Annotated in this window: 20 protein-coding genes and 1 riboswitch; of the genes, 11 read left to right on the forward strand and 9 right to left on the reverse strand. The window is 66.0% G+C overall.

Features of this window, described 5'->3' with window-relative positions:
- Window positions 1–112 precede the first annotated feature (112 nt).
- From ACX80H_RS09230 to ACX80H_RS09250, 5 genes are all read left to right on the forward strand, one after another.
- A complete protein-coding gene (locus ACX80H_RS09230; protein ID WP_459312729.1) occupies window positions 113–508 on the forward strand; it encodes a MerR family transcriptional regulator in 396 nt (131 codons plus the stop codon).
- Window positions 509–562: 54 nt separating this feature from the next.
- Window positions 563–1909 (forward strand): NtaA/DmoA family FMN-dependent monooxygenase, encoded by a 1347-nt coding sequence (locus ACX80H_RS09235; protein WP_459312731.1) that lies wholly within the window; start codon window positions 563–565, stop codon window positions 1907–1909.
- 207 nt (window positions 1910–2116) lie between these two features.
- On the forward strand, window positions 2117–2878 hold the full coding sequence (locus ACX80H_RS09240; RefSeq protein WP_459313397.1) for an NADPH-dependent F420 reductase: 762 nt from the start codon (window positions 2117–2119) through the stop codon (window positions 2876–2878).
- Window positions 2879–2971: 93 nt separating this feature from the next.
- A complete protein-coding gene (locus tag ACX80H_RS09245) occupies window positions 2972–4195 on the forward strand; it encodes an MFS transporter (protein WP_459312733.1) in 1224 nt (407 codons plus the stop codon).
- A gap of 27 nt (window positions 4196–4222) precedes the next feature.
- Window positions 4223–5725, forward strand: a complete 1503-nt coding sequence (locus tag ACX80H_RS09250) for a DHA2 family efflux MFS transporter permease subunit (RefSeq protein ID WP_459312735.1) — start codon at window positions 4223–4225, stop codon at window positions 5723–5725.
- Window positions 5726–5822: 97 nt separating this feature from the next.
- Here ACX80H_RS09250 and ACX80H_RS09255 read toward each other — a convergent pair whose 3' ends face one another.
- Window positions 5823–6419 (reverse strand): dihydrofolate reductase family protein, encoded by a 597-nt coding sequence (locus ACX80H_RS09255; RefSeq protein ID WP_459312737.1) that lies wholly within the window; start codon window positions 6417–6419, stop codon window positions 5823–5825.
- A gap of 238 nt (window positions 6420–6657) precedes the next feature.
- Window positions 6658–7050 (reverse strand): ester cyclase, encoded by a 393-nt coding sequence (locus ACX80H_RS09260; protein ID WP_459312739.1) that lies wholly within the window; start codon window positions 7048–7050, stop codon window positions 6658–6660.
- Between the two features lie 98 nt (window positions 7051–7148).
- On the opposite strand from ACX80H_RS09260, the gene ACX80H_RS09265 reads away from it, so the two are divergent.
- Both ACX80H_RS09265 and ACX80H_RS09270 read left to right on the forward strand, forming a co-directional pair.
- Window positions 7149–7568, forward strand: coding sequence for a hypothetical protein (locus ACX80H_RS09265; protein WP_459312741.1), 420 nt, complete (start codon window positions 7149–7151; stop codon window positions 7566–7568).
- Between the two features lie 27 nt (window positions 7569–7595).
- Window positions 7596–8201, forward strand: a complete 606-nt coding sequence (locus tag ACX80H_RS09270; RefSeq protein WP_459312743.1) for a dihydrofolate reductase family protein — start codon at window positions 7596–7598, stop codon at window positions 8199–8201.
- A gap of 20 nt (window positions 8202–8221) precedes the next feature.
- On the opposite strand, the gene ACX80H_RS09275 is transcribed toward ACX80H_RS09270, so the two are convergent.
- Genes ACX80H_RS09275 through ACX80H_RS09285 form a run of 3 tightly spaced genes read right to left on the reverse strand, consistent with a single transcriptional unit; the run spans window position 8222 to window position 11033 of the window.
- Window positions 8222–9541, reverse strand: coding sequence for an ADP-ribosylglycohydrolase family protein (locus ACX80H_RS09275; protein ID WP_459312745.1), 1320 nt, complete (start codon window positions 9539–9541; stop codon window positions 8222–8224).
- A gap of 35 nt (window positions 9542–9576) precedes the next feature.
- Window positions 9577–10275, reverse strand: a complete 699-nt coding sequence (locus tag ACX80H_RS09280) for a cache domain-containing protein (protein WP_459312747.1) — start codon at window positions 10273–10275, stop codon at window positions 9577–9579.
- Entirely contained in the window at window positions 10272–11033 is a 762-nt protein-coding gene (locus ACX80H_RS09285; RefSeq protein ID WP_459312749.1) for a FadR/GntR family transcriptional regulator, read from the reverse strand. Before ACX80H_RS09285 ends, ACX80H_RS09280 begins: the two co-directional genes overlap by 4 nt.
- Before the next feature lie 264 nt (window positions 11034–11297).
- On the opposite strand from ACX80H_RS09285, the gene ACX80H_RS09290 reads away from it, so the two are divergent.
- From ACX80H_RS09290 to ACX80H_RS09305, 4 genes are read left to right on the forward strand one after another with little or no spacing between them, the layout of a single operon-like run.
- The gene (locus ACX80H_RS09290; protein ID WP_459312751.1) at window positions 11298–12806 is read left to right on the forward strand and encodes an APC family permease; all 1509 of its coding nucleotides are present in this window, start codon (window positions 11298–11300) and stop codon (window positions 12804–12806) included.
- A 7-nt stretch (window positions 12807–12813) separates the two neighbouring features.
- The gene (locus ACX80H_RS09295) at window positions 12814–13419 is read left to right on the forward strand and encodes a dimethylamine monooxygenase subunit DmmA family protein (RefSeq protein WP_459312753.1); all 606 of its coding nucleotides are present in this window, start codon (window positions 12814–12816) and stop codon (window positions 13417–13419) included.
- Window positions 13416–14387, forward strand: coding sequence for a PDR/VanB family oxidoreductase (locus tag ACX80H_RS09300; protein WP_459312754.1), 972 nt, complete (start codon window positions 13416–13418; stop codon window positions 14385–14387). The genes ACX80H_RS09295 and ACX80H_RS09300 overlap by 4 nt, the downstream gene beginning before the upstream one ends.
- A 10-nt stretch (window positions 14388–14397) precedes the next feature.
- On the forward strand, window positions 14398–15492 hold the full coding sequence (locus ACX80H_RS09305; protein ID WP_459312756.1) for a heme-dependent oxidative N-demethylase family protein: 1095 nt from the start codon (window positions 14398–14400) through the stop codon (window positions 15490–15492).
- 71 nt (window positions 15493–15563) lie between these two features.
- Here ACX80H_RS09305 and ACX80H_RS09310 read toward each other — a convergent pair whose 3' ends face one another.
- From ACX80H_RS09310 to ACX80H_RS09325, 4 genes are all read right to left on the reverse strand, one after another.
- On the reverse strand, window positions 15564–16223 hold the full coding sequence (locus tag ACX80H_RS09310) for a methionine ABC transporter permease (protein ID WP_459312758.1): 660 nt from the start codon (window positions 16221–16223) through the stop codon (window positions 15564–15566).
- Window positions 16223–17251: a methionine ABC transporter ATP-binding protein gene (locus ACX80H_RS09315; protein ID WP_459312760.1), complete on the reverse strand. Its 1029-nt coding sequence runs from the start codon at window positions 17249–17251 to the stop codon at window positions 16223–16225. The genes ACX80H_RS09310 and ACX80H_RS09315 overlap by 1 nt, the downstream gene beginning before the upstream one ends.
- A 73-nt stretch (window positions 17252–17324) precedes the next feature.
- On the reverse strand, window positions 17325–18209 hold the full coding sequence (locus ACX80H_RS09320) for a MetQ/NlpA family ABC transporter substrate-binding protein (RefSeq protein WP_459312762.1): 885 nt from the start codon (window positions 18207–18209) through the stop codon (window positions 17325–17327).
- 186 nt (window positions 18210–18395) lie between these two features.
- Window positions 18396–18509: riboswitch (SAM riboswitch) on the reverse strand.
- A gap of 115 nt (window positions 18510–18624) precedes the next feature.
- Window positions 18625–19881: a GAF domain-containing sensor histidine kinase gene (locus tag ACX80H_RS09325; RefSeq protein ID WP_459312764.1), complete on the reverse strand. Its 1257-nt coding sequence runs from the start codon at window positions 19879–19881 to the stop codon at window positions 18625–18627.
- Between the last annotated feature and the right edge of the window lie 47 nt (window positions 19882–19928).

Here is a 19928-nt window from a genome sequence, read left to right on the forward strand (position 1 = left end):
CAGATCCTTGACGGATCAATGACGTTGCCGACTCCGATCCGGGTAGCTCACCGTGGCACCCTTCCACTAGTGTGAAGGTTTAGATCGACGTCGGACGACCGAAGGAGCGGGCATGCGCATAGGCGAACTCGAACAAAGATCCGGGGTGCCGGCTCGGATGCTCCGGTATTACGAGGAGCAAGGGCTGGTGACTCCGCGCCGTCTCGACAACGGTTACCGGGAGTATGACGAATACCTCGTGGACCGAGTCGCAAAGATCCGCGGGCTCATCGACTCTGGTATCCCGACCAGGATCATCGGCAACATCCTGCCGTGCCTGAACCAGCCGCAGACCGTGGTCGTCGACGACGCTGACCCGGAACTCCTGGACATCCTGCGGCAGGAGCGGGACCGGATGACCCACAAGATCGACGTCCTCTCGCAGAACAGGGACGCCATCACGCGCTACGTCCAGGCATTGGAGGCCGCCGGCAGCAAGAGCGGCACTCGTAAGCGACAGCCGGCGTAGCAGCAGACACACGATTTGACCTTGCCATTAGTGAGAAGGTTGCACCATGGGTAGGTGACTTCCTCCTCCCCTTCAAAAATGATCCTCGGCCTGCAGCTTGGTAATGGGTACGGCGCCCACGGGTCGGCCTGGCGCGCCGCCGGCGTGAACCCCGCCAATTACGCCGACTTCGACGCGCAGGTGCGCTACGCCCAGGCCGCCGAACGGGGCAAATTCGCGTTCCTGTTCCTGCCCGACTTCCTGGCTCACAAAGCAGATGGGGTGCAGGAAGCGCCCATGCTCACCCTGGAACCCATGCTGACTCTGGCAGCCGTAGCCCGCGCGACAGAGCGCATCGGTCTCGTGGCGACCGGCTCGACGACCTTCAACGAGCCCTACAACCTCGCCCGCCAGTTCAAGGCCCTGGATGTGATGAGTCACGGCCGAGCCGGATGGAACGCCGTCACGACCAGCGATCCTGCGTCCGCCGCGAACTTCGGGCGGGAGATCGCGCCCCGGCCGCAGCGCTACCAGCGGGCCCACGAGACCATCCAAATCACGCAGGCGCTCTGGGGCAGCTGGCAGCAGGACGCCTGGATCAGGGACACGACGAACGCCCGGTTCATCGACCCGGAAAAGATCCAGGCCATCAACCTGCAGGGAGAGTACGTCGCCTCCCGCGGGCCCCTGCCCATCCCGCCCTCGGAGCAGGGCCAACCCGTTGTTTTTTCGGCCGGCGGAGGGGCGAATGGCCTCGAGATCGCCGGTCGGTACGCCAGCGCCGTCATCGGCGCCGTGTTCACCATCGAGGACGCACGCACCCAGCGCGAAGCCGTCCGGGATGCAGCGCGCAAGGCCGGTCGCAACCCTGATGAGGTGAAGTTCATCGCCGGAGTCATGCCGGCCATCGCCGCGACCAAACGGGCAGCCCTGGACCGCCGCGTTGCCCTCGGCGATCGAGCCGCCCCGGCCCTCGTCCCCTATCTCGGCTCCATGCTGGGACTGACTCTCGATGCGAGCCAGATCGACGAGCCACTGAGGCCCGCCCAGCTGGCAGCAGCCCGACCCAGTCCCTTCGATCCCCGCTCACCCAAAGCGCTCGAGGTTGCCCGCGAAGGATGGACCCTCCGCGACGTCCTCGCCCACGGGGTCATCGACTACCACCCCACCCCCGTAGGCCCGGCGTCGGTCACCGCGGACCACCTGCAGGAATGGTTCGAAGCCGGCGCCTGTGACGGCTTCTGGGTGTCCATCGATGTCTACGAGGACGGGATCGACACCTTCGTCGACGAAGTCGTCCCCCTGCTGCAGGAACGCGGCCTCTTCCATGACGACTACGAAGGAACCACCCTCCGCGATCACCTCGGCGCCCCGCCTCAGTACGGCCTGGACGCCCGTCTCACGGAGGATGCCGGACGATGACAACCGCCGGCCGCTGGTGTCCTTCAGCGTCATGAAAACCCCCACCTACCCGAGGATCCGTGATGCCGGACCCTTCACGGTCAACATCCTCGCGCGCATGTAGGCCGTTCCTGTCGGCGGGTCACTCCACCTTCGCCCTCATCCGGCATATGACACCCCCGATTTGACCTTCACACTAGTGACAATGTTGATGATGGGAGGACAGATATCGCACGAGGGAGATACATGAAGATCGGAATCATCGGCGCGGGCTCGATCGGCTCGACCATCGCCCGGCGGCTCAGCCGCCACGGACACGACGTAGTGATCGCGAATTCCCGCGGCCCGGAGACGATTGCTGCCGCGGCCTTGAGCACCGGCGCGCGCGCCGTTACGGCGTCCGAAGCGGCCATCGACGTCGACGTCCTCATCGTCTCGGTTCCGATGAACCGCAACGAGGACATCGCCGCCCATGTCCGGCGCGCACCGGAAGCCGCAGTCGTCGTCGACACGTCCAACTACTACCCCGCACGCGACGGCATCGTCCCCGCCTTTACCGAGGGGCAACCCGAAAGCATCTGGCTGACCGAGCTCTTCGGCCGCCCCGTGACCAAGGCATGGAACGCCATCACATCACAGTCCTTCGACGCCAAGGCCACTGAGGCCGGCACGGCAGGCCGGGTAGCCATCCCGGTGGCCTCCGATCACGACGACCACCGGCACCTCGCGATGTCCCTGGTGGAGCAGACCGGCTTCGACGCTGTCGACGCCGGAGTCCTCGCCGAGTCCTGGCGCCAGCAGCCCGGAGCCCCCGTCTACTGCACGGACCGCACGCGCGAGGAGATGCCCGCCTTCCTGGCGGCCGCCGAGAAGGAGCGTGTTCCGCAGCGCCGGGATCTGGCCATGGACGCCATCGGCAGGTACATCGCCGCCGGTGGGAGACCAGACGGCGAGTTCCTCGTCGCCATCAACCGCGCCTGCTACAGCTGACGCTGCGGCCCCACACCTTTCACCTCACCCACCCAGAAGCACCGACGCGCACCTACCGGTGCGCGCTCACGAGCAAGCCAGGACGAAGACCAGATGACTTCTCAGGAAGCAACAGCAACACAGGAGACCGGCGGTAACCGATCACGGTCCGACGGTGCGGGCCCGACGCAGAAACCCTCGTGGGCGGGCGTGGCGTCGCTGAGCGTGGGCGTCTTCGCCCTCGTGATGGCAGAGTTCCTGCCGGCGAGCCTTCTCTCCCGGGTTGCCGCGGACCTGGGAGTGACAGAGGGTGTGGCCGGCCAGTCGGTCGCCATCACCGCCATCGTCGCGGCCATTTCCGGCATCACCATCCCGGTCGTGCTCTCGCGCATGGACCGCCGGCACCTGATGATCATCCTCTCGGCGCTTGCCGTCGTCTCCGATGTGCTGGTCGCGGTCGCGCCGACCTACCCGATCCTGCTGGCCGCCCGCGTCCTGCTTGGAATCGCTATCGGTGGTTTCTGGGCGCTGGCGATCTCCATCACGGCGCGCCTGGTTCCGGCGTCGAAACTCGGCCTGGGTCTGACGATCGTGAACGTGGGCGTGACCCTGGCCACGGTCGCCGCCGTCCCACTCGGCACGCTTCTCGGTGAGATCTGGGGCTGGCGTGCGGTATTCGCCCTGGCCGCGGGCGTCGGCATCATCGCAATGGTCATCCAGTTCTTCGCCCTACCCTCGATGCTCACCGGCCCCTCGAGCGGCTTCCGGCCCCTGATCCAGACACTACGCTCTCGCATGGTGCTGCTCTGCCTGTTCACCATGGCCCTGATGGGTGCCGGTCACTTCGCCGGCTTCACCTACATCCGTCCGGCAGCGACCGAGGTCGGCGGCCTCGATCCCGAGCAGCTCGCTGTCCTGCTCCTGGTGTACGGCCTCGGCATCGTGGGCGGCAACTTGATCGCGGGACCTCTCGCCGACAGGACGCTGCGCATCGCGGCGCTGATCTTCCCGCTCGTCCTCGGCCTGGCGATGATCGCCTTCGTCCACATGGGCAGCAGCCCTGTGCTGCTCTTCACCGCGGCCGCGCTCTGGGGAGCAGGCTTCGGCGCCCTGCCGACGGTCATCTCGACCTGGCTCGCTCGGGCCGAACCGGCTCGCCTGGAAAGCATCGGCGGGCTTCAGACGGGCGTGTTCCAGGTAGCGGTCGCCCTCGGCGCGCTCCTCGGCGGAATCCTCGTCGACGGCGCCGGCGTACAAACCGCCCTGGTCATCGGCGGCCTCGCCTCCGTCCTCGGCGCCCTCATCCTCGGGGCAGTCAAGCCCCCGAAACTCGCATAACGACACGAGCACTGGAACCAGCATCTTATGAGTAATGACACGCACCTGGCCCCTGCAACGGGGCCCATCGGCATGATCGCCGACCCTCAACAAGCGGTCACCGATCCGATCGCCACCAGTCCGGGACCGACCAAGCGGTTGTTGCCCGGAGAGGTCCTGACAATCGCCGTCCTGGTCTTCTCGGCCTTCGTGGCGTTCCTGTCCGAGATGGTCGTCGGGGTGGCGCTGCCGCAGATCATGGACGACCTGAGCATCACGGCGACGACCGGGCAGTGGCTCACCACCGGTTACGCGCTCACCCTGGCGGTGATCATCCCGACCACCGGGTACATCATGCAGCGATTCCAGCTCCGGACGATCTTCATCGCCAGCGTCGGACTGTTCACCCTGGGCACCCTCGTCGCGGCCGTCGCACCAGGCTTCGCGCTGCTGCTCACCGGCCGCATCGTCCAGGCCCTCGGCACAGCTGTGCTGGTGCCGCTGCTGATGACGACGTCGATCGGTCTCGTCGCGCCCTCCCGCCGCGGACAGATGATGGCACTGGTCACCGCGGTCTCCGCCGTCGCGCCCGCCCTCGGTCCCGCCTTCTCCGGCCTGGTGATGTCGCAGCTTTCGTGGCGGTGGCTGTTCATCATCATCCTGCCGCTGTCGGTCCTCGGTCTGCTCATCGGGGCGATCAAGATGCCGAACCTCACCACGCCCCGGCGCACTAGCTTCGACACACTGTCGCTGGTGCTCTCCGCGATCGGATTCGGCGCACTGGTGTACGGGCTGGCCAGTGCGGGGGAATCCACTGACGGACACTTCTCAGCCGCGTTCTGGATCGCGATCCCGCTCGGGGTTGCGGGCATCGCAGCGTTCGTGGTGCGTCAGCTCCGGCTGCAGCGCCGCGACGCGACCGTCCTGGACATGCGGATCTTCACATATGCCGGGTTCGCGCGACCCGTCATCGTCTTCTCGTTCCTGGTCATGGGCGCCTTCGCTCTCGCCACCCTGCTCCCCCTGGTCATGCAGGAATCCCTCGGACTCGGTTCGCTGGAGACCGGGCTCCTCATGGTGCCCGGCGGTGCGACGATCGGCATCGTGTCCCTCCTCGTCGGCCGCTACTACGACCGCGTCGGAGCCCGAGGGCTCGCCCTTCCGGGAGCCCTCGTCGTCGTTGCCGGCTGGTGGTTCATGACGACCTTCACTGAGGACACGTCGATGTGGGTGGTTCTGGCGACCTACGTGTTCATCTGCACTGGGCAAGCCTTCGCCTGGGTCGCTCTGTTCACCATGGCGCTGGGATCCCTTCCCAGCGCCCTCACCCCGCATGGCAGCGCCGCACTGAACACCATCCAGCAGCTTGGTGGGGCAGCCGGCCTGGCAGTACTCATCGCGGTCCTCAGCTCTACCGCCGGAGGCACGGACGCCGCTTCCATCGCAGACGGTGCACGTGCTGCCTTCACCGTCGGCACTGTCCTGGCAGTCGTCGCCCTCGTAGCAACGGCATTCCTCCCGCGACACGCGGGCATCACGAACGAGGACTGAACGAGCACCACACCACGACCGACCCGATATCGGTCCGCCCTCGTCATCGGAACGACCGACCAGGCTGGCAAGCTGATCGTCCGCTGCTGCGCCAACCTCAGCGGACAACCTCGTAGATCGCCTTCATCACACCGTTGGAGTAGGTCTCCGACTCGCGCAGGCGCAGCTGCTGCCGGTCCCGGTCCTCCGTGCTGAACAACCTCTTACCGGCACCGAGCAGAACCGGAAAGACCAGGAGGTTGTACCGGTCGATGAGGTCCGCGTCTGCGAGAGTCCGCGCGAGCTCAGGGCTGCCATGGATGAAGATCGCACCACCGTCGCCCTGCTTCAGGGCCACGACGTCGTCGACCGAACGCAGCACTTCCAGGGGGCCCCATCCGTCGATGAGCGCCCCCTCGTCAAGAGTCGTCGAGACGACGTACTTGGGAAGGTCCTTGTACGCGGCGTGATCCTCGGATCCGGCCCATACCCGGGCGAACGCCTCATAGCTCCGGCGCCCGAACATCAGCGCCGTCGTCTCCTCCAGCTCCTCGCCTTTCAACGCAACAGCCTCGGGCAGGAACTCGGTACTGAAGACCCACCCGCCACTGCGATGCCCCTCTTCAACGCCGCCCGGCGAGTCCACCACACCATCGACCGTCATGAACCCCGTCCACACCAATTCCCGCGACATCAGATACCTCCATTGCTTCATCCAGTGGCTTACACGTACAAAGTAGACGCCCCACGTAGCAAGAACTCATCGGTCACCGTCGTGAACGGTTCCGGCAACAGGCGAGCACGCCTGCCGATCGCGGCGGCGACCATCAACGTAGCGGACCGAGTAGCCGGCACCGATCGAAAATCCTGCCTTCCGCATGGCGCTGCAACACCTCGCCTCCTCCAGCGATCGGATGCTGCTCCCGGGACCGCAGCCCGCCCGCGCTGTTTCCCTATGGAGGAGGTTCGAGGCGGGCATTCAAACCCATTGCAGCGCCGAGAAGGTCTGCGGCGCCCCACCACTCAACCGCCACCCCGTCCCTGAACCGAACAAGGTGCATGGCGGTAATGGCTACCGGTCTGCCGGTACCGGGCAGACCGAGGAACTCTCCTGTGTGCGTTCCGGTCCACAGCACACGGCCGGCGATCTTGTCGCCCTCAACCACGGTGTCGCAGATGACTCCCGTCATATCGGGATAGGCAGCATGCATGCTGCGCATCCAGAAAAGAAAGCCCTCACGCCCTGCAGGCTGACCGGGCACGGGCATGTGGTCGATCACATCAGCAGCGATCAAACCCTCCAGCGCAACGGCATCACCAGCGCCGACCGCAAAGATGATCGGCACTAGAACCGGCGCAACAGGTAGCGCCTACTCGTGTGGAAACCGTGAGAAGCGATCACTGTTGAAGGGGTTGCCAGGGTGGCAGAGGGGGCATGGGTGTTATGGCGCAGAACAGGTCGATTCCGACCGTGCACCCGAGGTACGGGGTGCTTCCTCCCCTTGATGCGACAGCATTCGAATCACTCGCCGATGACCTCGGTTTCCGCGTCGCCACCGATTTCCTGGCCTCGTTCGACGCACTGCTGACCGATCGTATTCGACGGATCGAACGAGCCCTTGAAGCCCACGACGAAGAGGAACTCATCACCGCAGTGCTGAGCCTGCAAGCCAGCGCCGCCATGGCAGGCGCCGCCCAGTTGCAGGCATCAGCAACACGCGCCCTGGCACACGTGCCGCCGGGATCGACGCCGGCCGAACCGCTCGTGCGAGAACTACAGGGACAGGCCACCGCCTTCAAGGATGCCTTCACCGACTTCCACCACACCAGCTACGACGATGCTCCCGACGGCGGCATGGCCTAGTCGTCACCTTCGCAGGAGGGCAACGGGATGAGACAACTTCGATACTCCATCAACGTCACGCTCGACGGCTGCTGTCACCACGAGGCGGGGCTTCCTCCCGACGAGGAGTCGATGCGTTACTGGACTGCTGAGATGAAGCGAGCCGATGCCCTGTTATTCGGTCGGGTGACGTACGAGATGATGGAGTCGGCGTGGCGGCAGCCGGCCACGGGTACATGGCCTGCGTGGATGGGTGAGTGGGAAATTCCGTTCGCCGAGGCCATCGATGGGGCGAGGAAGCACGTCGTGTCGAGCACGCTGAGCGGGGTTGATTGGAATGCCGAGCTCGTGGGAGGCGACCTGGGGCCAGCGGTTCAGCAGCTCAAGCAGGAGCAAGGCGACAGTCTGTGGGTAGGTGGCGTGACGCTCCCCCTCGCGTTGGCCAATATGGGACTGATCGACGAGTACGAGTTCCTTGTGCACCCGGTTCTTGCCGGACATGGGCCGACATTGCTCGCCGGTCTGCGCGAACACGTCCAGCTGGAGCTCGTGAACCGCCACGAGTTCCGGTCGGGGGCAGTAGCCCTGCGATACCGGCCCACACCCGTGACGGGGTCAGGTAGTTGCCGCTCACCACGACCCACCGGTCGGTGAGGCAGTTTGGCGTAGCGGTCTCACGCTGCGGGGTTCGCCGTGGCGAGGGCGATGGTGCGGTGGGCGAGGTCGGAGATGCGGGAGTTGTCGTAGCCGAAGACCGCTGAGCGGGTCCGGTCCTGGAGGGGTTCGACGAAGTGCTCCGGCAGGGCTGCGGCACCGAGGACGGTTCCGGCTACCGCACCTGCCGTGGCCCCGTTGGAGTCGGTGTCCCATCCGCCCTGCACGGTGAGGCCGACGGTGGCGGTGTAGTCGCCGTCGCCCCAGAGGAGGCCGGCCGTGATGACGGCCGCGTTGTTGACCGTGTGGACCCAGCTGTAATGCCCGTAGTGGTGCTGGATGGTGATGAGTGCTTCGTCCCAGGTCGCGCCGCTGCAGTGCAGGTCCCGCACCCGGTGCAGGGCTTCGGCGAGCCTGGAGCTGGCCGGCACGTAGTGCAGTGATCGCTCGAACGCTTCGGTGACTGTCGATGCCGTGGCGGCGGAGGACATCAGCGCGGCCGACCACATCTCCCCGTAGAGGCCGTTGGCACGGTGGGAGAGGCTCGCATCGTTGTAGGCGCTGAGGATCGCCTGCTCCGGGCGCCCGGGCTGCGTCCAGCCGTGGGCGTCCCCACGGATCAGGGCACCGATCCATTCGCGGTAGGGGTTGCGGGTGGTGGCGACCTCCCCGATGGGAACGTTGGTGAGGAGGTTGACGTAGGCGGCGCGTTCGGCGGTGAAGACCCGCAGGTAGGGCACGTAGGCCAGCCACGTCGCGGCGACGTCGGCGGCCGTCAACTGCATCCCGTGGCGTTCGAGCATGTGCAGGGCGAGGATGGTGTAGTCGATGTCGTCGTCCCGGTCCGATCCTGCAACCCGCCCGCGCGTGGTGTTCACCCAGTTCTCCTCCAGGCGGTAACCCTCGGGCATCGGGTCCATTGCCGGGACATAGTCCCGCAGGGGGTAGGAGCCGGTCAGCTCGAGGTAGGAGCGGATCCGGTCGCTGGTCCAGTGGTCCCCGCTCTCGATCGGCTTGCCGAGGTTGCAGCCGGCGATGCGTCCGAGCCATCCCCCCAGGATGCGGTCATGCAGTCCGGGACCAGGGGCGGGGGTACCGGCCGGACGCGGCGGGGCCGGCATGCTGTCGAGGATGTCGGGCAGCGCGTCGGGTTCTTCGTAGTCCCATGGGCCGGTCCGCGCAAGGTCCGCCAGCTCGGCGAGGAGGTTCTCCAGTCCCTGCCGGTCGTGCTGCTCGGTGTCGGCCAGGCGGCCGGACAGCTGTGTGACGTCATGACCGGTTTCGCCGAGCTGCCGTAGTTCGTCCGAGACGAGGTCGTGAACGTCGAGCGGGTCATGCATGGAAGGACCTTTCATCGCGCTGGAGGCGAGGGCGGCTAACGGCCGGTCAGCAGCGAGAAGCCGAGATGCGGCACGTCGATCGGGATCAGCTCCTTGTCGCCCGGGACGGTGCGGATCCGCTCTCCCACCAGGTACGCACCGGAGTTGCCCACAACCACCCGGCCGCTCCCGTTGAGCAGTGCGGCGTCTCCGGGAATGGCCCGCAGGAGGGGCATGAAGATCTCTTCGAGCTTCCGGATGCGTATGTCGCAGCCGGCCACTCCCGCGAACTTCCCGTCGAGCTGAATGGGCGCCGAGTGCGTAAGGATGTACTCGTCCAACCCCAGGTAATCGACGTACGGACCCCACGCCGTCTGCTCCCCCGTGCGGCTCGCCGAGGCGAAGAAGGGCATGTTCTGGTAGTCGTAGAACCTCTCCCCTCCCGGTGTCAGATCGAATTCCAGCTTCTCCACGGTGTGCTCGCGCTTGATCCACCACTCGAGGCCGCCCTCGCTGCTCCGAATGGCTTCCGTGGCGAAGATGACGCCCGCGCCGACGACGAACCCATGCGTCTCGAGGAAGTCCCTGGCCAGGCCCTCGAGCTTCCCGATGTCACCGGGGGTGATACTCAGGGGACGGGGGCGGTCGGCCCACAGCATCGACATCCGCGCCGCGAGGGCATGGACGTCGAGGCCGAGTGCGTTCATCCAGGCAGCGATCTCGGCTGCGGCCTTGGCGGCAAGGGCATTCGTCATGGCTGCTCCTGCTCGTCCGCGGGATACCCGAGGGACAGTTTGGTATCCACCAGATGATGGACGTCGTGGCGGATGTGCTCCAGCACCAATCGCTGGGCATCTTCGGCTGCGTCGTCCGCGATGGCGCGCGCCAGAGCGAGATGCTCAGCCGCGACCCGTTCCGGATCGCGGGCCACTGGCAGGGGCGCCCAGAGTGCCTGGACGATCTCGGCCTGCAAGCGTATCTCCGCATTCGTCAGCCTCGGGGACTGCGCCAGGACCGCCAGCTCGATGTGGAATCGGCTGTCGGCACGTGCGCGCGCTTCCGGCTTGTCCGACATGGCGAGGCCCCGTGCCAGCTCGAGGAGCCTGCCGACCTCGTGGGGTTCCGCGCGTTCGCAGGCAAGCCTCACCGTGGCAGCAGCGATCGCGGCATGCTCGTCGCCGACGTCCCGGATCTCGGCGATCGAGGTTTCCCGGAACCACTTCTTCATCACGTCTGCCGAGGTGAAGGGTTGCTTGAGGATGAACGTCCCTCCGCTGCGTCCCCGCCGTGTGGCGACGATGCCCTGGTCCCGGAGGTCGGACAAGGCTTCCCGGAGGGTGGACGGTGCGACGCCGAACATCTCCGACAGGGCTGTCTCCGGGGGAAGCCGCTCACCGACCTTCAGCAGGCCCAGCGAGATCGCCTTGGAGATCCTGTTCACGATGGCTTCGGAGCGCTCCGTCTCCGGCAGCGATCGGTAGACATGCGCTTGAAAAGCGGTGGTGGGTGCCAAGAACAGACTCCATGCGTGGAAGGACAGCACTAACTGTAGCCGGGGCATCAACCTTTGCTCCCTCTGCCTCCGAAGCCTACCGGACGATGCTCGAAATCCGACGGAAACATAGGTTATGTCACCCTTGTCCCTAAGCTGCCCCAGGTCGAGCGGCTGAAAACCGCTGCTTTTCCTGGATGTTGCGGTTTTAAACATTTGAAACTACAGTTTTTCCGACGTGGTCCAGCTCACATGAGCCCCCAGGGACCCGAGAGAAGGAATCCGATGCGTGTAGATAGTGCGGAACCGGCCAAGCAGTCCGTGGCCGACGAGGATGCTGAGCATCTCGCCAGCCTCGGCTACTCCTACGAGAAGCAGTTCAAGCGGGAGATGACGTTCTGGGGGAACGTCTCTCTCGGCTTCACCTACCTGTCACCGGTCGTAGCTGTCTATTCACTGTTCGCGGCGTCGCTGGGCGTCGCCGGACCCCCGATGTTCTGGTCCCTCGTGATCGTGGGCGTCGGCCAACTCCTCGTGGCCACGGTCTTCGGGGAAGTCGTCGCGGCGTACCCGGTGGCCGGAGGGGTCTATCCCTGGTCCCGCAGGCTCTGGGGCCGCAAATGGGGCTGGATGAATGGCTGGGTCTACCTCGTGGCGCTCCTGACGACCATCGCCAGCGTCGCCTATGGGGCAGGACCCTTCCTGGGCGCCCTTGTCGGCATGGAGAACACTGTCGACTCCATCATCATCTCGGGCCTCGTGGTCATAGCGCTCGCGACGGTCCTGAACCTCGGCGGAACCAAGGTGCTGAACACCGTGGCGATGATCGGTCTCCTGGCGGAACTCGGCGGTGCGCTGGCGGTCGGAACCTGGCTGCTGCTGACCGCGCGGCAGCACGATCTCGGCGTCCTGTTCCAGGCATTCGGCGCAGGGGAAGGCAGCAGCTATTTCGTGGCCTTCGCCGCGGCCGGGCTGATCGGCATCTTCCAGTACTACGGCTTCGAAGCCTGCGGCGATGTGGCCGAGGAAGTCCCGAACCCGGGCCGCACCATCCCCAAGGCCATGAGGATGACCATCTACATCGGTGGCTTCGCAGCGATGTTCGTCTGCCTGTCCCTGATCCTCGCCGTCCCCGATTTCGCCGCAGTGATCTCGGGCACCGACACGGACCCCGTCGGCAACATCCTCCTTTCTGCATTCGGCCCGATCGGTTTCAAGGTGGTTCTCGCCATCGTCATGGTCTCGTTCCTCTCCTGCGTGCTGAGCCTGCAGGCGGCCACCTCGCGCCTCGCCTACTCGATGGCCCGTGACGGCATCCTCCCGGGTAGCAGGCTCCTGAGTACCTTCAGCGAATCGCGCCACGTGCCCCCGTACGCCCTGCTCCTTGCAGGACTTGTGCCGGCCCTCATCGTCATCGGGTCGAAGGTCTCCAGCGACGCCCTGACGGTGATCATCTCCTTCGCGGCCATGGGCATGTACATGGGCTTCCAAATGGTCGTCCTTGCCTCGCTCCGGGCACGCATCCTCGGCTGGAAGCCGAACGGAGCCTTCCGGATGGGCGTCTGGGGCATCCCGGTGAACATCGCGGCCCTGGTATGGGGCGTGCTCGGCATGATCAACATGGCCTGGCCCCGGACACCGGAAGACGGCTGGTTCGCTAACTACGTCGTCCTGATCTCCGCGGTCTCCGTCGTCGTGATCGGCCTGATCTACATGGCGTGGAAGAAGCCGCACCTCAAGGGCGATGCTCCGGCAGCCGATGCCGTTCCGGCCGGCTCGAAGGGTGCGAGGTAACACGTTCATGCTGATCACCGGCATCAAGAGCCGTCCCGTCTACGACGAGCTCACACCCTTGGCGGACGGCCTCGTCCACATCGCAGCCGCGCAGGGCAGCGGCGGAGGACCGCTCCTGCGCCTCCTCGGAGACATGACTCCCGAACAGCTGGCCGCGACCACCGTCCTGTACTCGACCGAGTCGTTCACCGGACACAACCATCTGGCAGCGCTCCAGGCGTTCGATGTCTTCGACCTCATCGAATTCCCGAGCAACGCCGCTGCCGTGAGCGGACTCGACGCGCTTCTGGCGACGGCGAGGATGGGAACCCGCCTGTACCTTTCCGGGTCGGAGGGATTCATCGGGACCTCCATGCAGGTTGCCACGTCCTACGGCATGAACCGGGATGAAGTACTGCGTGAACATGCAGGTTCCTTCGTCCGGCGGGTGTGGTGCGCGCACTGCAGCCACTACTCGGAGAACGTGACGAAGCGGATATTCCAATGCCCCGGGTGCGAACGCCACCTGATCGTCCGGGACCACTACTCCGGACGGCTCGCTGCGTTCCAGGGAGTGAAAGCGGACGGTGAAGTACCCGGCGAACTACCGGACAACGAGGAGTTGGACACATGAGCGAGGCACACCACGGAGCCCTGCAACTCAGGGTGAAGCGTGTCGAGGCGGTCACGCCGGAGATCAACCGGTACACGTTCGCCGCGGCCGACGGATCGTGGCTTCCCCCTTTCTCGGGGGGCAGCCACATCGCGGTCCTGATCCCGTGTGAGGGAGGGACACGGCGCAACGCGTACTCGCTCATGAGTTCGCCCTACGACACCAGCGAATACCAGATCGCTGTCCGTAGGGTGGATGGCGGGAACCGCGGGTCGATCGCGATGCACGAGAACGTGCGTGAGGGCGACCTTCTCGGTGCCACCATCCCGGCGAACCTGTTCCCCGTCTCCAAGCACGCCCGCCATCACCTCTTCATCGCCGGCGGTGTCGGGGTCACTCCGATCTTCGCGCAACTGGACGAACTGAGCCTCAAGGGAAGCTCGTTCGAACTCCACCTGGCCGTACGCGGCCCGGAGCATGCGGCCCTCGGCCGTGAGCTCCAGCAGCGCTATGGCGAGGCCGTGAAAGTGTACGGGGACGGCGACGGTTCGAGGCTGGTCGCGTACGACATCCTGGCCGGACGACCGCTCGGAACACACACCTATGTCTGCGGACCCACCCGGATGGTCGACGACGTCATCGACGCCGCCCACACCCTCGGCTGGTCCGACTCGAACATCCACTTCGAACGGTTCGAGGACCTGGGATCGACGGGAGATCCTTTCTCCGTCACCCTGGCGCGGTCCGGAGCGGTCATCGAGGTGTCGCCCGAACAGTCGCTGCTGGAGGCCGCCGAGGAGGCGGGCCACAAACTGCCCTACCTCTGCCGGGGAGGCGCCTGCGGCGAGTGCGAGATCGAAGTCCTGGAACTCGAGGGCACCATCGACCACCGGGACGACTGGCTGACCGAGTCGGAGCGGTGCACGAACAAGCTCATCATGCCCTGTGTCTCGCGGGCCACCTGTACGAAACTCGTCATCAATGCATAAGGAAATCTCCATGACCGCGATACCCGAGTCAGTCGAATCCACACCGATCGAGACCTACACGCCGGAGGGCGAGTACCTCTTCCGGAACTCGCGCGAGGCCGTGCGGCGCCTTCCCTTCCCGTTCCCGGATGACGAGTACATGTACTCCATGAATCTCGAACCCCACGTCCCGGCAGGCGACGGCGCCCTGATGGCTGCCTTCGACATCGACGAGCACTACGCATCGGAGTGCGCGCACCGCGACCAGATGCTCCGGGAGATGCCGGGAGTCCACTACATCGCGCTGCCGCACATGATGGAAGCGCAGTGGGACCTCCTGGAACTCATCTTCGAGTCGTACGCCAGGGACTTCCCGGAACACTTCACGCTCACCAAGAACGGGAACGAGTGGCGGTGGCAGAACCGGCCGCTCGGCATCGATGACGTGTTCACCTTCGGTGATCCGACCACCCTGCCGATGGACCCCATGGAGTACGCGACGCGACAGGCGCAGGGCGAGTTCGTCGTCCTCGAGGAGAAGGACAACACGCTGGTCATCGGTGCCGGTATGACGACCCAGCGCGCGGACTACTCCCTCCAGTTCAACATGGGAATGACCTTCGCCGAGTTCCATGGTCCCGTGCCGAAACTGCACGAGATGGGGATCCTGGACAGGGCGCTGAAGTTCCTGCTCCGCATGAAGCCCGGTCATCCCGTCCGGCGGGTCAACTGGTCCCTCACCGTCCACCCGCGTCTCGAGACCTCGGTGGAGACACTCCCGGAGTGGGCGCCGGACCGGGCGGCCGTCACCCCCGAGAACGCAGGAGAGATGGTGTACCTGCGTATCGAGCTGCAGCCCCTGCATCGCCTTCCCCGGTCCAACGCCATGGTGTTCCCGGTCCGCACGTACCTCGTCAGCCTGGCCGAGCTGGTGGACCATGCTCCCGACTGGGCCAAGCGGCTGCACCGGGCCCTCGCATCCCTCGACCCCGAACTCGTCGACTACAAGGGTTTCCACCGCTACCACGCTGCCGCTGTCGCATGGCTCTCGAGGCACGACGACGGCGCACCCCTGGCGACGGGCTACCCCTGGATCGAGGACGGCATCCAGCCCGGCGCCAGCTAGGACCTGCGAGAAGGACCATTCCGCGGACCGACCCACCATCCGTTTCCGGGTGGTGGGTCGACCTGTAGGGGCTAGCGGCGGAGGACCTTGCGCGCCAGGACGTTGCCGAGCAGCTGGACGGCCTGTACGAGCAGGATGATCACGATGACCGCCGCCCAGGTGACGACGGGGTTGAACTGCCGGTAGCCGTACTGGATCGCGAAGTTGCCCAGACCGCCGCCGCCGACATATCCGGCCACGGCCGACATGTCGACGAGGGCTACGAAGATGAAGGTGAAGCCGAGGATCAGCGGGCCGAGAGCCTCGGGGATGAGGATCGTCAGGATGATGCGCAGTCGCCCCGCGCCGACCGAGCGTGCAGCCTCGATGACCCCGGGCTGGACGGTCAGCAGGTTCTGCTCGACGATGCGGCTGATGCCGAATGCCGCCGCGAGGGACAGGGTGAAGATGATGGCACTGTTGCCGATGCCGGTTCCCGTGACGGCGCGGGCGAGTGGTTGCGCCGCGGCGAGGAAGATGATGAACGGGATCGGCCGGAAGATGTTCACGATGATGTTCAGCGTGCCGAACACGGCCCGGTTGCCGAGGATGCTGCCGGCCCTGGTGGTGTAGAGACCGATGCCCAGCAGGAGCCCTCCGAGACCTCCGAAGAGGAGACTGAGGCCCACGATGTACAGGGTCTCGTAGGTGGCTTCCCACAGCTGGGGTGTCAGGGGAACGAGGTCTTCCATCAGGCGAGTTCCTTCACGGTGATGCGGCCGGCCATGTGGTGCAGGGTCGCGTCGATGACGCTGTCCGCTCCGGTGAGCGCGAGGGTGAGATGCCCGAAGGCGCGGCCCCGGATGTCGTTGATGCCGCCGTAGACGAGTTCGAATTCGATGCCGGCAGCGGCCAGTTCGAGGAACACGGACGCCTGCGAGGAGTCGCCGTCGCGGAAGGAGAAGGTGACGATCCGTCCCCGGTGCCTCTCCCGGAGCGCTGCCAGTTCATCAGGTGCGGGGATGCCGCGGACCACGGTGGAGACGAACCGTCGCGACGATGCTTCACGGGGGTTGGAGAACACGTCGAAGACATCGCCCTGCTCCACGATCCGTCCGCTGTCCATGACGGCCACCTTGGTGGCGAGGGTCTGGATGACGTCCATCTCGTGCGTGATGACCACGATGGTGATGCCCAGTTCCTCGTTCACGCGGCGCAGGAGGCGGAGTACTTCGTGGGTCGTCTCGGGATCGAGGGCGGAGGTGGCCTCGTCCGCGAGGAGGATCTTGGGTGAGGTCGCCAGGGCGCGGGCGATGCCGACGCGCTGCTTCTGGCCGCCTGAGAGCTGTTCCGGGTAGTTCGATGCCTTGTCGGCAAGTCCCACGAAGTCGAGGAGCTCGGTCACGCGGGCCTGGATCTCGTCCCGGGTCCTGCCTGCGACCCGCAGGGGGTAGGCGACGTTGTTCCAGACCGTCTTGGCGCTGAAGAGGTTGAACTGCTGGAAGATCATGCCGATGTCCAGGCGCAGTGTGCGCAGCTGGCGGTCCGGGACGTTGGTGACCTGGTGCCCGTCGACGATGATCTCGCCGCTGGAGGCCTTCTCGAGGGCGTTGATCAGGCGGACGAGGGTGCTTTTGCCCGCCCCGGAGTACCCGATGATGCCGTAGATCTCACCTGCCTCGATGTCGAGGCTGACGTTGTCGATGGCGTGGACGAGGGGATCGCCGCGGCGTCCCGGGGGGAAACTCTTCGTGACGTTCCGCAGTGAGATGAGTGGCATCGTGTTCCTAGCTGAGGGGATACGTGTGGCCGGCCAGGATCACCGGCCGGCCACACGCGGAAGAGAAGGCTGATCAGCCCTGGGCGCGGGTGTCTTCCTCGACGGTGTCGAGCGACGTCTTCAGCTCCTCCACCGGCACCTTCAGGAACTCCGCGGTTCCGCCCGAGGTCTCCTGCACGGCGTCGAGGACTTCCTGGTTCTCCTGGTAGATGCTCACCAGCTTCTGGTAGGTCTCGTTGTTCTCCTCACCGGCGCGCGAGGCGAAGATGTTGACGTACGCAGCGGCGGCCGGATCGGTCGGGTCATCCTGTGCGATGGCGTCGTCGAAGTTCAGGCCGGCGTCCTGCACGAAGTCGTTGTTGATGATCGCAGCGGCGACGTCCGGGAGGGAGGTCGGCGTCAGTGATGCCTCGAGGGTCGTGACGGTCACCTTGGATGCCGCCTCGTCGACGTCATCGATGGTGGAGAAGGCGCTGCCGCCGTCCTTGAGGACGACCAGGCCGGCTGACTGAAGGACGAGCAGGCCGCGCGCGAGGTTGCTCTCGTCGTTCGGTACGGCGACGGTCGACCCCTCGGGGATCTCCTCCACGGACTTGTGCTTCGTGGAATAGAGACCCAGTGGGTAGATGGCGGTCGATCCCACAGGGGTGAGGTCCTCGCCGCTGGAGACGTTGTAGCGGGCGAGATAGACGAGGTGCTGGAACTGGTTGAGGTCCAGCTCGCCTTCCGTGAGCGCAGGGTTGGGCTGCGTGTACTCGGCGAAGTCGACGACCTCGAGGTCGATGCCTTCCTCTGCGGCCGCATCGGTCAGCGCAGCCCACTCCGGGTCGCTCGCACCCACGACACCCAGGCGGACAGTCTCATTGCCTCCCTCGGAGGCCTCCGAGGAGCCACAGGCAACGGTGAAGGCGAGGAACGGGACGACGGCGGCTGCCAGGAGCTTGCGGGAGGTGATCATATTTTCTTTCCTTCGTACGGGTACCTGCTGAGCAGACGGCTCAGCGACAGGGGAAGAGGGACAGAAGCGCGCAGCAGGACTGACGGACAGCTCAGGCTGCTCGGACGTGTTTCTACTGGACTGACATGCTCGCTCACTGGATGCTGCGGGCGTTCTCCGGCAGGGCTTCGAAGAAGCGCCGCGGGAATCGCGTACTTGCCGTCCGGAGTATCCCGGCGGCCGAATCTTCACCTGGAGCACCCCACTACGGGAGAGGGTTGCTGTCCAACCGGCCAGGGCCCGTGGCTGGAACTCTTGATTCTTCTGGGAACGCTAGGCGACGGCATCGAACACGGTCAAAACGACCGGGACCCGGCGCGTCATATTCGGCGACCGGGTCGGCGGGCGCGCGACGCGTCGACCCGGGCGAAGACCGTCAGGCCGGGCTCGACCCGAACCAGACCCGTACGGTGAGCCCGCCGCCGGGGGTCTGGTCGAAGGCGAGGCGCCCGCCGTGCGCCTGGGCGATGCGCACGCATGTCGCCAGTCCTATCCCGGTACCGGACGGATCGCCCTCACGCTCGAGCCGCACCAGCGGCTCGAGCACACGGTCGTACTGCTCGGGCGGTATGCCCTTCCCGTTGTCGGCGACGTCGAGGCGCCAGAACTCCGCAATGCCGGTGCCCGTGATGCGCACTTCCGCCGGGACACCCGGCCGCGCGTAGGCCACGGCGTTGGCCACCAGGTTCTGGATGAGGACCCGGAGCTGCTCGCGGTCGGCGTGGCCGTGGAAGTCCCCGGCCGTGATCTCCACGCCGTCGACGTGGTGCCCCAGATCGTCGACGGCGGCCGCGACGGCTTCGGCGAGGGAGACGGTCTCGAGGTGCGCCGCACCGCCCACGCGCGAGTAGCCGAGCAGGTTCTCGACCATGGAGGACATTCGGAGGGCGCTCGCCCCGATGCGCTTGAAGTACGTGCCCGCCGGACCCTCCTGGAGCGCCGGCTCGTCCTCGGCGAGCTCAGCGAGGCCGACGACGTTGGTCAGCGGTCCCCGCAGGTCATGGCTGATCCGGCCGGCGAATTCGCCCAGCAGTTCGTTGCTGCGCTGCAGCTCGGACACCGTGGCATCCAGCTGACGTGTGCGCAGCTGGAGATCGAGGACGTCGACCACCTGCGCGGCCAGCGTCTCGAGGCCCGCGGCCTGCTGATCGGTGAGGTTCCCGGGCTTTTCGTCGAAGATGCAGAGGGTGCCGAGCGGTACGCCGTCACTCGTCAGGAGCGGGGTGGTGGCGTAGAACCGGACGGCGCCGAAGCGGCCGTCGACGAAGGGATTCGCGCGGAAGCGCGGGTCCTCGGTGCAGTCCGCGACCACCACGGTGTGGCCGTACTTGAAGACCTGCCCGCACAGCGAGTCCTCACGGGCGCACATGAGGGGTTCGAGTCCCTTGGCGGCGATCTGGTGGAACTCGTCCTCCGTGATCACGTTGATGGCGCCGTACTGGGCGTTGCAGAGCTGGACGGCCAGGGCCACGAGGTTCTGCAGGGCGGCGGGGGCGTTCGCGGGGGCGGCAGGCCGCGGCTCGGCCCCGACCGGGCCTGCTTCGCCCAGGGCCATGCCCAGCCCGTACTGCGAGAGCAGTTCAGCGTGCTCCGAGCCTCGCGCCGTCCGTTGTCCGGATGCCTGATCAGTCATGACTCCACGTCCTCCCAGTAGCCGTGCGCAGGAATCTGCCTCCTAGG

This window comes from Arthrobacter pasteuri (genome assembly GCF_054510955.1).